The sequence below is a fragment of the Arthrobacter sp. SlRoot2-15 genome (assembly GCF_059739345.1).
This window is the reverse complement of record NZ_AP046058.1, coordinates 2,009,825-2,024,793: the sequence shown is the minus strand read 5'-3', so window position 1 is coordinate 2,024,793 and position 14,969 is coordinate 2,009,825. Positions and strand designations below refer to the sequence as shown.

Below are 14,969 nucleotides of genomic sequence, written 5' to 3'. Positions count from 1 at the left end.
CCCGGTTAGAGGAGATGCCCCGTGAGCTCCGCCGTCGATAACCCAGCCACCGAAGATCCCGCCGCCGACAGCCCCGCCGCCGAGGTGCCGGTGGCCGCGCAGAAGATCGGGCCCGAGGCGACCGCCGCCGACGCCCGCGCCGTCGCCGAGGCCGCCCGCGATACCAGCTGGGACCGGCCCAGCTTTGCCAAGGGCCTGTACCTGGGCAGCTTCGACCTCAGCCTCGTCCACCCCTGGCCGCAGGCGCCCGCGGACGACGTCGAACGCGGCGAAGCGTTTATGGCGCGCCTGACCGCCTACTGCCGCACCATGTCCGGGCGCCGGATCGAGCGCGACGCGAGGATCCCCGACGAATACCTGTCCGGGCTGGCCGGCCTCGGCGTCTTCGGCATGAAGATCCCCCGCGACTACGGCGGCCTCGGCCTGTCGCTGGTGTACTACGGCCGCGCACTGGCCCTGCTTGGATCGGTGCACCCCAGCCTCGGGGCCCTCCTCTCCGCGCACCAGTCGATCGGCGTTCCGGAGCCGGTGAAGGTGTTCGGCACGCCCGAGCAGAAGCGGGAGTACCTGCCGCGCTGCGCTGCCGGCGCCGTGACCGCGTTCCTGCTCACCGAGCCCGACGTCGGCAGCGACCCGGCCCGGATGGGCAGCACCGCCGTACCGTCGGAGGACGGGTCGTCGTACGTACTGGACGGCGTGAAGCTGTGGACCACCAACGGCGTGATCGCCGAACTTGTGGTGGTGATGGCACTGGTCCCCGAGCACATCGGCGCGGACGGCACCGAACACAAGGGCGGCATCAGCGCCTTTGTGGTGGAGATGGACTCCCCCGGCATCACGGTGGAGAACCGCAACGCCTTTATGGGCCTGCGTGGCATCGAAAACGGCGTCACCCGCTTCCACCAGGTCCGGGTGCCGGCCGCCAACCGGCTAGGCCGCGAGGGCCAGGGCCTGAAAATCGCGCTCACCACGCTCAACACCGGCCGGCTCTCCATTCCCGCGCTCTGCGTGGCGTCCGGCCGCTGGAGCCTGAAGATCGCCCGCGAATGGTCCAACGCCCGCACCCAGTGGGGCCGCCCGGTGGGCCAGCACGAGGCGGTGGGCAAAAAAATCGCCTTCATTGCCGCGAGTGCCTTCGCCCTGGACGCGGTGTTCGAGCTCTCTGCCGAGCTGGCCGACGCCGGCCAAAAGGACGTCCGGATCGAAGCCGCCCTCGCGAAGCTCTGGTCCACCGAGATCAGCTGCCGGATCGCCGACGAACTCGTGCAGATCCGCGGCGGCCGCGGCTTTGAAACGGCCGACTCGCTCGAGGCCCGCGGGGAGCGCGCGGTCCCGGCCGAGCAGCAGCTCCGGGACTTGCGGATCAACCGGATCTTCGAGGGCTCCTCGGAAATCATGCGGCTCCTGATCGCGCGTGAGGCCGTGGACGCCCACCTGGCCGCCGCCGGCGCCCTCGCCTCGGAGGATGCCAGCCTGTCCGAGAAGGCGAAGGCCGCCGTCGGCGCCTCCGGCTTCTACGCGCGCTGGCTGCCGAAGCTGGTGGCCGGCACGGGCATGGATCCGCGCTCCTACGGCGATTTCGGCCGGCTCGCTAGGCACCTGCGCTTTGTGGAGCGAGCATCGCGGCGGCTGGCGCGGCAGACTTTCTACGGCATGGGCCGCTGGCAGGCGAAGCTGGAGCACAAGCAGGCCTTCCTGGGCCGGATCGTGGACATCGGCGCCGAGCTGTTCGCGATGGCGGCGTGCTGCTCGCGGGCGGAAGTGCTGCTGCGGACCGCCCCGGAACGGGGCGCCTCCGCCTATGAACTCGCCGACGCCTACTGCGAGCAGGCCCGGGTCCGGATCGAGGAGTATTTCGACCAGCTCTGGCGCAACACCGACGACGGCGACCGCGTGCTCACGCGCGCTGTGCTCGCCGGCGACTACGAGTGGCTTGAGGCCGGGGTGCTGGACCAGTCCGAGGGGACCGGGCCGTGGATTGCAGACGCCAGCCCGCGCGCGTCGGTGAAGGAGAACCTGCACCGAAAGTACCGCTGACGTGCGTCGATGCCTGCGCTGCGGCGCCGCCGGCTAGATAGTAAGCATCCTTGCTATTGATGCGGTGCCGTGGTTAGGTGGTGCCAAGACCTGATGACGGTCGAAGCATTGCCGTGCCCGGCTCAAACAATGAGTTCGGGTCAATCAATGAAAGCGAGCAGCCATCATGAGCAGCACAGCAGGCCCCGAAGACCGCGCTCCCCGCCGCGCACGCGAGGAAAACGGAACCCTGGACCGAGAGGCCCGAATCCACGACGCGCGCCAGGACGGCGTGACCGCGGAAGGCCCCGTTGTAGCCGACGAGCGCGCCGAGCGCCGCGCCGAAGCATCCCGCGCCGAGGACCGGGCCGAGGGCCGCGCCGAGGGCCGGGCGGAGGACCGGGCAGACGAGCGTGCCGAGAGCCGGGCGGAACGCCGCGCCGAGGACCGCGCCGAGCGGACCAACGACACCCGCGCCTTCCCCGCTGCGCCGCTGGCCGGCGCCGCCGAAGGCTCCACTGCGGGCGCTGCAGCCGGCCGTGACAACCGGGTGATCCACGGGACCCGCGACGACCACGAGCGCCACCACGACGTGGTTGTGGAAGAGGTGCCCACCCGCGAGACGGTGGTGGCCCGCGAGAAGGAGCAGTTCGGCGGTATCAAGATTGGGTCCGCATTCTTCGGCTGGCTCGCCGCCACCGGCATGGCCGTGCTGCTGACCGCGCTGGTCGCCGCCGCCGGCACCGCCGTCGGCCTCGCCACCAACACGAACGTCAACGACGCCGTCAACCAGGCCTCGCGCAACCAAAGCGTCGGGATCGTCGGCATCATCACCCTCCTCGTGATCCTGTTCGTGTCCTACTACTGCGGCGGCTACGTGGCCGGCCGGATGGCCCGCTTCAACGGCGCCCGGCAGGGCCTGATGGTGTGGATCTGGGCACTGATTGCGGCGATCATCGTGGCCGTCCTGGCCCTGACCGCCGGCCAGCAGTACAACGTCCTGGCCAACCTGAACAGCTTCCCCCGCATCCCCGTCAACGAGGGTGACCTCACCACCACCAGCATTGTCGCCGCGGTTGTCGTCGCGGTGGTTGCCCTGATCGGCGCCATGCTCGGCGGCCTGGCCGGCATGCGATTCCACCGCAAGGTGGACCGCGCGGGCTTTACGCCGGTGGAGACCGTCGAAGAGCGCTAAGCAAGCGTGAGGGCGTCGACGTAGTACCAGCGGCGTTCCTCGCGCCGGAACCGGCTGGTTTCGTGGTGGACGCCGGGTTCGCCGTCGTGCCGGAAGTAGGCCTTGAACTCGACGGTGCCTTCCGTGTCCAGCGGGCCGCCGCGGCTTGCGGAGACGATGTCCAGGCGCCGCCACTGCATGGCCGGATCCAGCTCCAGAGCGGCGGGCCGGGTGTCCGGATGCCAGGTGCGCAGCAGGTAATCGGCGTCGAGCACCACAAAGGCGCTGTAGCGGGAGCGCATAAGCTGCTCCGCGGTCGGTGCCGCCGCTTCACCGCGGTGGTACCGGCCGCAGCAGTCTTCGTACTGCTCGCCGGAGAGGCACGGGCAATGTCCCTGGTGTGACGTCAAAAAGGGTCCTTCCGGCTGGCCGGAGACCTCCGGCATGGGCTGCTTCCGACTATAGACGCCGGCCGAAGGTATCGGCTTGGACACATCCTGCCGGACCGGCCGCTTTGCCCGCGTGTCAGTTCGAGATTGTCCGTATGGTTAACAGGGGCCGTAGCCCGGCGCGACCATGACGGCACGGACCTCACTGCAGGCTGGAAGAGGAGAGGCGAAGTGGAAGACCCGACGACGATCGCCATGCACCTGACGTTCTTCGGCACCCTCGGGGTAGCCCTGGTTATGTTCCTCGGCGTCTTCCTCGCCTTTGTCATCACCCTGCTGCTGGCCGGACTCGGACGGCTGCTCGCCGCGGGCGTCACTGCCCTCCTGCGCGGCCGGCGGGCCGCTCCTGAGCCAGCCGCCGCGAAGCCTGCCGCCGCCCCGAAGGTGGCCCGCCCCGCGAAGGCCGCCCGCCCCGCCAAGCCTGCCCGCAAGGAACCGCAGCTGTCCCCCGAGTGGGCCGCCGCCGTCGCCCGCGCCGATGCGCGCGCCACCGCCCGGGCCAGGGCGGAAGCCGCGCCGGAGGTCAAGGTTTCGGTCCGCGAACTGCCCAGCCCGCAGGCTCCGGTGCGCGAGATCAAGGAAGTCGGACCGCTGATCGAGTCCGCGACGGACCGCAACGGCGCCCTCACTGCGGCGCCGCGGGCTTTCACGAAGCCCCCGCTGCCGGCCGCGAGCCCGGTGCTGGACACCGGATCGCTGACCGCTCTCAAGCACCAGCGGCCGCAGGCAGCCCAGCGACCGGACCAGCAACGCAAGGCCAGCTGAGCCCTTACCCCCAGCGGTCATCTGGGCTACGTTGGAACCCATGGAATTCAGATACCTCGGGCACAGCGGCTTCAAGATTTCGGAAATCACCTTCGGCAACTGGCTCACGCACGGGTCGCAGGTGGAGAACGACGTCGCCACCCAGTGCGTGCGGGCAGCGCTCGACGCCGGGATCAGCACCTTCGACACGGCGGATGTCTACGCCAACACGGCGGCGGAGACGGTCCTCGGCGAGGCCCTGAAGGACGAGCGGCGCGAATCGCTCGAGGTCTTCACCAAAGTCTTCGGCCCCACCGGGCCTAAGGGCCACAACGACCTCGGGCTCTCCCGCAAACACATCATGGAATCCATCAACGGCTCCCTGACCCGGCTGCAGACCGACTACGTGGACCTCTACCAGGCGCACCGTTACGACTACGAGACGCCGCTGGAAGAAACCATGCAGGCCTTCGCCGACATCGTGCGGCAGGGCAAGGCGCTGTACATCGGCGTCAGCGAGTGGACGGCCAGCCAGATCCGCGACGGCCACGCCCTCGCCAAGGACCTTGGTTTCCAGCTGATCTCCAACCAGCCGCAGTACTCCATGCTGTGGCGGGTGATCGAGGCCGAGGTGGTCCCGACCTCAGAGGAGCTCGGTCTGTCCCAAATTGTGTGGTCCCCCATGGCCCAGGGTGTGCTCAGCGGCAAATACCACCCGGGCAAGCCCGCTCCCGAGGGCAGCCGCGCCACCGATGCCAAGGGCGGCGCCCGGATGATCGAGCGCTGGATGTCCGACGAGGTCCTCACCGGAGTCCAACAGCTCAAGCCGATCGCCGAGGAAGCCGGGCTGACCATGGCCCAGCTGAGCATCGCCTGGGTGCTGCAGAACAAGAACGTGGCCTCGGCGATCATGGGCGCGTCCCGTCCGGAACAGATTGCCGGAAACGTGGCCGCGGCCGGCGTGAAACTGGACCCGGTCATCATGGACAAGATCGACGCCGCCATCGGGTCGCTCGCCGAGCGCGACCCGGCCCAGACCAAGTCGCCCGCCTCCCGCGAGGCCTGAGCCGTGGGGACGCTTCCGGACCTCGCCGTCACCGGCTCCACGGGCCAGCTCGGCGGACAGGTGGCCCGGCTGCTCGCGGCGGCTGGCAGCCCCCAGCGGCTTCTGGTCCGCGACGCCTCCCGCGCCCCAGACCTTGAGGGCGCCGTGCCGGCGGTCGCCAGCTACGCCGACGCGGCGCAGGCGAGGTCAGCCTTGGCCGGCGTGAAGACCCTGTTTATGGTTTCCGCGGCGGAGGCCGAGGACCGGCTGCAGCAGCACTACACCTTTGTCGACGCGGCGGCCGAGGCAGGCGTGCGGCACATCGTGTACACCTCCTTTTTCGGGGCCGGACCCGACTGCACCTTCACGCTGGGGCGGGACCACTACGCCACCGAGGAACGGATCAAGGCGTCCGGCATGGACTACACGATCCTGCGGAACAACTTCTATCTGGACTTCCTGCCGCTGCTGGCCGGCGAGGACGGGGTGATCCGCGGCCCGGCCGGGGACGGCCTGATGGCGGCTGTCGCCCGGGCGGATATCGCCCGCTCCGCCCTGACGGTGTTGCGCGATCCCGCGCTGCACGTGGGCCGGAGCTACGACCTGACCGGGCCGGAAAACCTTTCCTTGGCGACCGCCGCGGAGCTGCTGACCGCCGGCACCGGACGCACCATCAGCTACCACAACGAGACTCGGGACGAGGCGTACGCCTCCCGGAAATCCTATGGGGCGCCGCCCTGGCAGGTGGACGCCTGGGTCAGCACCTACACCGCCATTGCCGCCGGCGAACTGGCGGGGCCGACGTCGGCCGTGCACGAACTGACCGGGCAGGAACCGCTGGGACTGGCTGATTTCCTGGCCGAGGCGCATACCCTGTAGACACGTTTGCCCCGGCCGGGGCGCGGGCCCGGTATTGACGGGGCAGGGACCGCGGCGTAGACCTGAAAGCACCTGGCGCCGGTGCACAGCCGGGCTGGTCCGGAACAGAATCGCAGTCCCATGCCCAAGCAAATGTCCAAGCACACCTCCCCCGTTATGGCCCGGCGCCGGCAGGCGCAGACGCTGGCAGCGCACCCCGGTGAACCCAGCCACGGACCGCTCACGGCCGAGGAGCTCCAGCTCGCCCTCAGGAACCATTCGATGCCGCTCGAGGCCCTCAGGAACGACGTGACTCCGCCCGGCCTGCACTATCTGCTGAACCACTTCGACATCCCGGCGATCGACGGTGAGAGCTGGCACCTGCGGATCGGCGGGGCCGTGCAGCGGTCGCTGGAACTGAACCTCCGGGCCTTGCGCCGGGCGCCGAGCATCAGTGTCCCGGTCACTTTGGAGTGCGCCGGCAACGGCCGGTCGCTGCTGAAGCCGCGGCCGCTGAGCCAGCCCTGGATGCTCGAAGGCGTCGGCACCGCGGTCTGGACCGGGGTGCCCCTGGCCTACCTGCTGACCCAGGCCGGCGTGGACGAGGACGCCGTCGAGGTTGCGTTCACCGGGGCCGACGCCGGGATCCAGGGCGGGGTGCGCCAGCAGTACGCCCGGAGCCTGCCGGTCAGCGAGGCGCTGCGGCCCGACGTCGTGCTGGCGTACGCGATGAACGGCGCCGCGCTGCCGCCGCAGCACGGTTACCCGCTGCGGCTCGTGGTCCCCGGCTGGTACGGCATGGCCAGCGTCAAGTGGCTCTCTTCGATCAAGGTCCTCGCCGGGCCCTTCGACGGTTTCCAGCAGTCCGTCGCCTACCGCTACCAGCAGGACGCGGACGACCCCGGCACTCCGGTCACGTGGATCAAGGTCCGCTCACTGATGGTGCCGCCGGGGGTTCCGGATTTCTTCACCCGGCAGCGGTTCCTGCCTCCCGGACCGGTGATGCTCACCGGGCGGGCCTGGTCCGGCCACGGCGCGGTCCAGCGGGTGGAGGTGGGGATCGATGGCCAATGGTCCCCGGCCCAGCTGGAGCACCCCGCGGCGCCCTTCGCGTGGTCCGCCTGGTCGATGCCATGGGTGGCAGACCCGGGTCAGCACGAACTGTCCTGCCGGGCCACGGACGCGAGCGGCTCCACCCAGCCGCTCGAGCCGGTGTGGAACTACCAGGGTATGGGCAACAACGTGGTGCAGCGGATCAAGGTCACCGTGGAGTAGGCGGGGGTCAGCAGCCCTCGAAGTCGGTGAGCACCTTGACCTTGTCCGCCGAGGCGGACGAGGGATCGAAAGTGTACCCGATCCATTCCCGCACGAGCCTCCGTGCCAGCTCCAGCCCCACGACGCGCTGGCCCATGGTGAGAACCTGGCAGTCGTTGGACAGCACGGAGCGCTCCACGCTGAAGGAGTCATGGGCGGTCGCGGCCCGAATGCCGTCTACCTTGTTGGCGGCAATGGCGACGCCGATCCCCGTCCCGCAGAACAGGATGGCCCGGTCCGCTTGCCTGTCCCGAATCAGCTCCCCCGCGGCGATGCCGACATACGGGTACGCCTTGGTGAACAGTTCCGGGGCGTCTCCGCGGTTGACCCCGATGTCGATGACCTCCGCGATCCGCGGATCTTCCCTCAGGTCCGCCAGGATCTGGTCCTTGTAGTCGACGCCGGCTTCGTCCGCGCCCACAATCAGCCGGAGACCGATCGCCGGGCTCACGCGCCTGCTCCTGCTGGCTGCCGCACGGCGGTGAGGTGCTGGCCGAACACCGCAAACACCATCGCCAGCGACGTGGCCCCCGGATCAGGTGTGCCCACGCTCTTTTCCGCCAGGGGGCGCGCCCGCCCCTTTAGCGGGCGCAGCGCCGCTGTGGCCTTCGCTGCCGCGGTGGCTTCCCGCGTCGCGGCCGCCCAGCCCGCGTCCGCACCGGCCCCCTCGCCGGCAAGCCGGTTAAAGGTTGCGACGAACGGGACGAGCGCGTCCACCATGGTCTTGTCGCCGACGTCGGCTTTGCCGAGCGCGGCGATCCGGGCAGCAAAAGAAGCCACTGCTGCCACAAGGGCGGCCGTATCCGGCGCCTGGTCGTTGCCGAGGGAATCGCCGAAGGCCCTCAGGCCGGCGCCCCAGAGTACGCCGGAGGTACCGCCAGCGGTGTCCGCCCACTCGTCTCCGGCGGAACGGAGGACATCTCCGGCGCCGGCGCCGCGGGCCGCGGCGCCCGCGGCTGCGGCATACGCCGCATCAATGCCGCGGACCATGCCCCGCCCGTGGTCGCCGTCGCCGGCGATGGCGTCGAGGTGGCCAAGGGATTCCTCGGCGTCATGGAGTGTCTCGCGCGCCGCCGCTAAGGCGGCGACGCAGTGGCGCGCGTAGTCACGGGACGCGTTGGACGCCGCGAAGGTTTCCGGGGCCGCCGAATCCTCGGCCGGCATCGGCTCGTCCGTCTCGCCGCCGGGGCGGGCGGCGTTCCCCCGCCGGTAGGCGGGCGACTCCGCGGGAGCGGTCCAGAGCAGTTCCAGTTCATCGTCGAGCCACGTGACGGTCAGTGAAACACCGGCCATGTCCAGGCTTGTGACGAGTTCGCCGACCTCCGGCATCACCAGGGTGTAGCCGGCTTCACGAAGCAGCGGAGCGACCGTCAGCCAGAGCACGAACAGCTCTTCATGTTTTGTGGAGCCGAGCCCGTTCAGGAGCACGGCGATCCGCTGTCCGGCGCCGTGGGGCGTTTCGGCCAGCAGTCGGGCCACCAGTTCCCGGCCCAGTTCCCGCGCCGGCGGCAGTTCGGTGTCGAACAGTCCGGGCTCGCCGTGGATGCCCAGACCAAGGCCCATCATCTTGTCGTCGAGGGTGAAGAGCGGTGCGGCGGCGCCAGGGAAGGTGCATCCGCTGAAGGCGCTGCCGATGCTTCGTGTCCTGTCGTTGGCCTTCCGGCCCAGGCGGACAACGTCGGCCAGACTCGCACCGGCTTCGGCGGCGGCGCCCATGATCTTGAAGACGGTGAAATCCCCGGCGATGCCGCGGCGTTTGGCGGATTCCGACGGCGGCGCGCTGGCGATGTCATCCGTGACCAGGACGTTCGCCACGGCGATTCCCTCGGCGGCCAGCCGTTCGCTGGCCAGGCCGAAGTTCATCACGTCCCCGGCGTAGTTGCCGTAAGCGAACACCACCCCGGCCCCGGTCTCTGCGGCTTTCGCCACGGAGTAGGCCTGCTGTGCGGACGGCGAGGTGAAGATATTGCCTACAACGGCGCCGTCGGCCAGCCCGGCCCCGACCAGGCCGGCGAAGGCCGGGTAGTGGCCCGAGCCACCCCCGGCCAGAACAGCTACTTTGGGGCGCTCGGAGCGGCGTCGCCGGACGGCGCCGCCGGGCACCTGGCGGACCAGGTCCGCGTGGACATCGCAGAAGCCGGCGAGGGCTTCCTCGGCAAAAGCGGACGGATCGTTGAATATTTTGGTCATGGCGGGCTCCCGGCTGCGCTCGATTGTCTGTTGTGGCGTTTCCGCTAGTGGAGGTGGCTTCCGCCGTTGATGTCGATGGTGGTGCCCGTGAGGTAGGCGGATTCCTCAGAGGACAGGAACGTGATGACCGAGGCAATTTCCTCGGTGGTGGCGTTGCGTCCCAGCGGGATTCCGGCGTTGATGGCCGCTTCCTGCTCCTCGGTGCTGCCCACCCGGATGTTCGTGTCTACGGCGCCCGGGGTGATGGCGTTGACAGTCACGCCGGTGCCGCCGATCTCGCGGGCGAGGGCCTTGGTGAGGCCCAGGATCGCGGCCTTGGCGGCGGAGTACGGGACCTTGCCGAAGACACCGCCGCCGCGCTGGGCGGAGACGGAGGACATGTTCACGATCCGGCCCCAGCCGCTGGCGATCATGTCCGGCAGGAACGCCTTGGTGACGAGGTAGGTTCCGGTGGCGTTCACGGCCATGACCTTGTTCCACAGGTCCAGGGTGGTCTCAAGGAACGGAACCGGCGAGGTGATGCCGGCGATGTTGGCCAAGGCGCCGACGGCGGGAAGGTGGCCGGAGCGGATCTCGGCTGCCACGGCGTCGTACGCGGCGGTCACGGAGTCCTCGTTGACGACGTCGACCTCGTAGCCGAAGGCGGGAACGTTGAAGTCATTGCCGATTTCGGCGGCGACTTTGGCCGACTTCTCGCCGTCGAGGTCGAGGATCACTACCGCCCAGCCCTGGCTGGCGTAGCGGCGTGCGGTGGTGAGGCCGATGCCTCGGTCCGAGGCTGCGCCGGTGAGAACGGCGGTGCGCTGAATGGTGGTGCTCATGATGCTCCTTGAAGGGGGTGTTGTGTTGCCGGGATCGTTCAGATGAGGTCGGTGATGAAGCTGGCAGCCTTGGCGGCGGCAGCCGGGCGTTCGTCGTGGGTGACGTCGCGGGTTTCCAGTTCCAGGGAGAAGTGTCCGGTGTACCCGCCGGCGGCGAGGGCACGCAGCCCGGCGGCGAAATCGACGTCGCCGTTGCCGAGGCTGAGGTTGATGTTCCCCGGGACGGCATCGCGCAGGTGGACGTGCGCAATCCGGCCGCTGTGGCGTCCCAGATAGTCCAGCGGGTTCTCGCCGGCGGCCACGATGTGGCTGAAGTCCATGACGATCCCGACGCCGGATCCGTCCAGCCGCTTCGCCAGCAGTTCGGCGAGCTCGAGGTTCCAGCAGAAGCGCAGGAAATGCAGTGACTCCGTCCAGAGCTCGACGCCGAACTCCCTCGCCCGCCTCTGAGCCCTGATGAGCTGCGCGGCGATGGCGTCCAGGTCCTCCCCGATGCTGCGAACCGGGTCGTGGCTGAGGGCCCCGCAGGGCAGCACCAAGGCCCGGGCGCCGGTGCCTGCCGCGAGGGAGAGCAGGGCGTCGAGGTGGCGGTCGCGGGCTGATTGCATGCGGGCGTCGAGCACGGCGTTCAGGTCCCCGATGTCCCCGTTGACTGAACGGACCCGCAGGCCCGAGTCGGCAACCGCGGCCCTTACGGCTGCGACGGCCGCCGCATCAAGGTCGTAGGGGACGTGGTCGCAGACTCCGGGGAGGGCCCCGAGGTCAATTTCGCCGAAACCCAGCTCCGCGATAGTGCGCAAGGCGGTGGGCAGGTCTTGATGGCGGAAGCTGATGGAAGAGCAGCCAAGTCGGGAATTGAACATCATTGTCGTTCCTCTGGTCGCGCCCCGAAGGCGGTAGTGATGCGGACCACGTTACGAGTTCGACTGTCAACAGTCAACCTTTGAAGTTGACTGTTGACATTGCTTATAACGCGGGTCACACTGGCGTATCATCTGTTAACAGTCGACAGTGTTGGCGCCTGATCGCCAGCAGCTCTCTTCGAAAGGGATTGACATGAGCAACGAAGCTCTCACCTTGCGGGGCCCGGTCCACGGCACGAAGGACGCAAAACGGGTCGCCATCGGATCCGGCGTTGGCGCAGTCATCGAAACCTACGACTTCATCGGTTTTGGCACTGCAGCTGCCCTCTACTTCGGCACGGCTTTCTTCCCCACCGGGGACCCGGTCACCGGCACTCTGGCCGCCTTCGCCACGCTCGGCGTCGGCTTTGCCGCCCGTCCGATCGGCGGCATAATTGGCGGCCACCTCGGCGACAAGCTCGGTCGCAAACCTGTCCTGGTCGCCTCCCTGATCCTCATGGGCGTCGCCACGTTCCTAATCGGCCTGCTCCCCACCTACGGCCAGGTCGGCCTGCTGGCCCCGGCCCTGCTCGTCTTCGTCCGCATTGTCCAGGGACTGGCCTTCGGCGCCGAGTGGGGCGGCGCCATCCTGATGAGCTACGAGCACGCCCCGTGGAAGTCCAAAGGCCAGTACACCGGCATAGTCCAGGCCGGCTTCCCGGTCGGGCTCCTGCTGGCCAACCTCGTCTTCCTCGTCAGCGTCCAGCTCGGCGGCGAACTGGCTTGGCGCATCCCGTTCCTGGCCAGCATCGTGCTGGTCATCGTCGGCCTGGTCATCCGCTCCAAGGTCCCCGAATCCCCCGTCTTCGACGAGGTCAAGGACAGCGGCGACATTGTGAAGTCCCCGATCGTGGAGGTCCTCAAGACCGACTGGCGCAACATCGTCAAGGGCATCGGCCTGCGCGTCGCCGAGACCGCAGGTTACGCCGTGTCAATCACGTACATGATTTCCTACCTGAACAGCCAGCACCTGGCGGACAAGACCCAGACGCTCACCGCACTGTGCATCGCCTCCGCGATTGGTATCTTCGCCACGCAGGCCTGGGCCAGGCTGACCGACCGGATCGGGCGGCGCCCGCTCTACATCTGGTCCTGTGCCTTCGCGGCCGCGTTCGCAGTGCCCATGTTCCTGCTGGTCAACGCCGGGCTGTTCATCTTCATCATCGCCACCCTCGTGATCTCCTACGCGGTGTGCCAGAACTCGCTCGCCGGCGCCCAGGGCGCCTGGTTCCCGGAGCTCTTCCAGGCCAAGACTCGCGCCTCCGGCGCCTCGCTGGCCTACCAGATCTCGGCCATGGTGTCCGGCTTCACCCCGTTCATCACCACGCTGCTCTTCGTCAGCTTCGGGTGGATGGGCCCGGCCCTCCTCTTCGGAACGTACGCCGCCATCGGCCTGTGGGCCGCCGTCGCCACCCGTGAAACCTGGGGCAAGCGCGAACGCGAACTCGCGGACGAGGCCACCAAAAGCACTCCCGTCTCCGTGAGCGCATAGGAAGACTGGCGGGAAGCCGCCGCAGGCCTCCCCCCACGCTCCTCACATCACTTTCTTGAAAGGCAGACTTGTGGTTCTCACACAGGATGAAACAGCCGGGGGCACAGCCTTCGGACAAGAGGCGGACCGCCTTGGCCGGGTCACCCGCGCCGCTTTCCGGATCCGTCACCATGCCCTGAACATGGGCGAAGTCCAGGGCCAGGGCTATGTGGGTCAGGCGCTGGGCGCCGCTGACATGCTCGCGGTTGTCTACGCGGACCAGCTCCGGTTCCGCGCCGAGGATCCGGAGTGGGCCGAGCGAGACAGGTTCCTGCTCTCAACCGGCCACTACGCGATCGGCCATTACGCCGCCCTCGCCGAGGCCGGGATCATTCCGGTCACGGAGCTGGAGACCTACGGCTCCGACGATTCCCGGCTTCCGATGTCCGGGATGTCCACCTACACCCCCGGAATGGAAATCTCCGGCGGTTCCCTGGGCCACGGCCTTTCCATCGCTGTCGGCACCGCTCTGGGCCTGCGGTACCAGGGCTCGGTCGCCCGGGTCTTCAACTTCCTCTCCGACGGCGAACTCGACGAGGGCTCTACCTGGGAGGCGGCCATGGGCGCCCACCACCACCAACTCGGCAACCTCACCGCCATGGTGGATATCAACGCCCTGCAGGCCGACGGGAAGACCGACACGGTCCTGCGGACCGAGCCTGTCACCGAAAAGTGGGAGGCCTTCGGCTGGTACACCCAGCGCGTGGACGGGAACGACGTCGACGCGCTGCTGGCCGCCTTCGACCAGGCGGCCGCCCAGGCCGACGCCGTCGGACGCCCCTCCGTGATCCTGTGCGACACGAAGGTGGGCCGCGGAGTCCCACTGCTCGAGGACCGCGAAAAGGCGCACTTCATGCGCATCGAAGAACACGAATGGCAGACCTGCCGCGAGCAGCTGACCGCAGGATTCGAAGGAAAGGCCGTCCGATGAGCACCGCAACCACGTCGAAGCTCAAGACCTCGGCCATGATCGCCTCCTTCGCGGACCCGGGCCAGAAAACCGCGCCGGCGCCGTTCGGGCACGCCCTGGTCAAAGCCGCGCAGGAGAACGACAGGATCGTGGGCCTGACCGCGGACCTGGGCAAGTACACCGACATGCACATCTTCGCCCAGGCCTTCCCGGACCGCTTCTTCCAGATGGGCATGGCCGAGCAACTGCTCTTCGGTGCCGCGGCCGGCCTCGCCGAGACCGGCCTGGTCCCGTTCGCGTCCACGTACTCGGTGTTCGCCGCCCGGCGCGCTTACGACTTCCTGTGCCTGGACGCCGCCGAACCCAACCTCAACGTCAACATTGTCGGCGGCCTCCCGGGGCTCACCACCGGCTACGGCCCCAGCCACCAGGCCACCGAGGACATGGCGATCTTCCGAGGCATGCCCAACCTGACCATCGTGGATCCGTGTGACTCCCTGGACATCGAACAGGCTGTCCCGCAACTGGCTGCCAATGAAGGGCCCACGTACTTGCGTCTGCTGCGCGGCAACGTCCCCACGGTCTTGGACGAGTACGACTACACGTTCGAACTCGGCAAGGCGAAAGTCCTGCGCGGCGGCAACGACGTCGTCTTCATCTCCAGCGGGCTCATGACCATGCGTGCACTCCAGGCGGCCGAGGCGCTGGCGGTGCACCACGTGGACGTTGCCGTAGTGCATGCTCCGACCATCAAACCGTTCGACGCCGCGACCGTCCTCGCCGAGCTGAATTCGGACCGCCTCGCCGTGACTCTGGAAAACCACAGTGTGGTGGGCGGCCTCTTTGAGACCGTCGCGTCGGCCGTGGTCACGGCGGGCCTGGGCAAGCGCGTGGTACCGGTGGCGCTGCCCGATGAGTTCCTCGACGCCGGCGCACTGCCCACCCTGCACGAACGCTACGGGCTCACGGTGCAGCGGATCGTCGCCAAGGTGCTCGCCGAACTCGGCTGAAGGCA

The 14,969-nt window shown here is 68.7% G+C and carries 14 protein-coding genes; 9 read left to right on the top strand and 5 right to left on the bottom strand.

All coding sequences use genetic code 11. The features are described from left to right. Nucleotides 1-84 precede the first annotated feature (84 nt). Both AC6I9V_RS09255 and AC6I9V_RS09250 read left to right on the top strand, forming a co-directional pair. Nucleotides 85-2,037 (top strand): acyl-CoA dehydrogenase family protein, encoded by a 1,953-nt coding sequence (locus tag AC6I9V_RS09255; RefSeq protein WP_497900292.1) that lies wholly within the window; start codon nt 85-87, stop codon nt 2,035-2,037. A 166-nt stretch (nt 2,038-2,203) separates the two neighbouring features. Then, nucleotides 2,204-3,211, top strand: coding sequence for a TIGR04086 family membrane protein (locus AC6I9V_RS09250; RefSeq protein WP_497899191.1), 1,008 nt, complete (start codon nt 2,204-2,206; stop codon nt 3,209-3,211). Here AC6I9V_RS09250 and AC6I9V_RS09245 read toward each other — a convergent pair. Continuing rightward, nucleotides 3,208-3,600 carry a YchJ family protein gene (locus AC6I9V_RS09245; protein ID WP_497899190.1) on the bottom strand — a complete coding sequence of 131 codons (393 nt, stop codon included), beginning with the start codon at nt 3,598-3,600 and terminating at the stop codon, nt 3,208-3,210. The genes AC6I9V_RS09250 and AC6I9V_RS09245 overlap by 4 nt on opposite strands. Before the next feature lie 210 nt (nt 3,601-3,810). Between AC6I9V_RS09245 and AC6I9V_RS09240 the strand changes: the two genes are divergently transcribed. The 4 genes from AC6I9V_RS09240 to AC6I9V_RS09225 all read left to right on the top strand — a co-directional run bounded on the left by AC6I9V_RS09240 (nt 3,811) and on the right by AC6I9V_RS09225 (nt 7,561). Beyond that, nucleotides 3,811-4,404, top strand: coding sequence for a hypothetical protein (locus tag AC6I9V_RS09240; RefSeq protein WP_497899189.1), 594 nt, complete (start codon nt 3,811-3,813; stop codon nt 4,402-4,404). A 40-nt stretch (nt 4,405-4,444) separates the two neighbouring features. After that, nucleotides 4,445-5,449: an aldo/keto reductase family protein gene (locus AC6I9V_RS09235; RefSeq protein WP_497899188.1), complete on the top strand. Its 1,005-nt coding sequence runs from the start codon at nt 4,445-4,447 to the stop codon at nt 5,447-5,449. A 3-nt stretch (nt 5,450-5,452) separates the two neighbouring features. Next, nucleotides 5,453-6,307 (top strand): SDR family oxidoreductase, encoded by an 855-nt coding sequence (locus AC6I9V_RS09230; RefSeq protein WP_497899187.1) that lies wholly within the window; start codon nt 5,453-5,455, stop codon nt 6,305-6,307. A gap of 132 nt (nt 6,308-6,439) precedes the next feature. Then, complete coding sequence (locus AC6I9V_RS09225) at nt 6,440-7,561, top strand: sulfite oxidase (RefSeq protein ID WP_497900291.1); 1,122 nt, start codon at nt 6,440-6,442, stop codon at nt 7,559-7,561. Nucleotides 7,562-7,568: 7 nt separating this feature from the next. Here the strand turns inward: AC6I9V_RS09225 and AC6I9V_RS09220 are convergent, their stop codons facing one another. From AC6I9V_RS09220 to AC6I9V_RS09205, 4 genes are read right to left on the bottom strand one after another with little or no spacing between them, the layout of a single operon-like run. Beyond that, entirely contained in the window at nt 7,569-8,051 is a 483-nt protein-coding gene (locus tag AC6I9V_RS09220) for a ribose-5-phosphate isomerase (RefSeq protein WP_497899186.1), read from the bottom strand. Then, a complete protein-coding gene (locus tag AC6I9V_RS09215; protein WP_497899185.1) occupies nt 8,048-9,790 on the bottom strand; it encodes a dihydroxyacetone kinase family protein in 1,743 nt (580 codons plus the stop codon). The genes AC6I9V_RS09220 and AC6I9V_RS09215 overlap by 4 nt, the downstream gene beginning before the upstream one ends. A gap of 44 nt (nt 9,791-9,834) precedes the next feature. Continuing rightward, the gene (locus AC6I9V_RS09210; protein ID WP_497899184.1) at nt 9,835-10,611 is read right to left on the bottom strand and encodes an SDR family NAD(P)-dependent oxidoreductase; all 777 of its coding nucleotides are present in this window, start codon (nt 10,609-10,611) and stop codon (nt 9,835-9,837) included. A gap of 38 nt (nt 10,612-10,649) precedes the next feature. Then, complete coding sequence (locus tag AC6I9V_RS09205; RefSeq protein WP_497899183.1) at nt 10,650-11,474, bottom strand: sugar phosphate isomerase/epimerase family protein; 825 nt, start codon at nt 11,472-11,474, stop codon at nt 10,650-10,652. Between the two features lie 193 nt (nt 11,475-11,667). Between AC6I9V_RS09205 and AC6I9V_RS09200 the strand changes: the two genes are divergently transcribed. The 3 genes from AC6I9V_RS09200 (at nt 11,668) to AC6I9V_RS09190 (ending at nt 14,964) form a co-directional block, all read left to right on the top strand. Then, nucleotides 11,668-13,005: an MFS transporter gene (locus AC6I9V_RS09200; protein WP_497899182.1), complete on the top strand. Its 1,338-nt coding sequence runs from the start codon at nt 11,668-11,670 to the stop codon at nt 13,003-13,005. 160 nt (nt 13,006-13,165) lie between these two features. Beyond that, nucleotides 13,166-13,975 (top strand): transketolase, encoded by an 810-nt coding sequence (locus AC6I9V_RS09195; RefSeq protein WP_497900290.1) that lies wholly within the window; start codon nt 13,166-13,168, stop codon nt 13,973-13,975. Further along, nucleotides 13,972-14,964: a transketolase family protein gene (locus AC6I9V_RS09190; RefSeq protein ID WP_497899181.1), complete on the top strand. Its 993-nt coding sequence runs from the start codon at nt 13,972-13,974 to the stop codon at nt 14,962-14,964. Before AC6I9V_RS09195 ends, AC6I9V_RS09190 begins: the two co-directional genes overlap by 4 nt. The last annotated feature ends 5 nt before the right edge of the window (nt 14,965-14,969 follow it).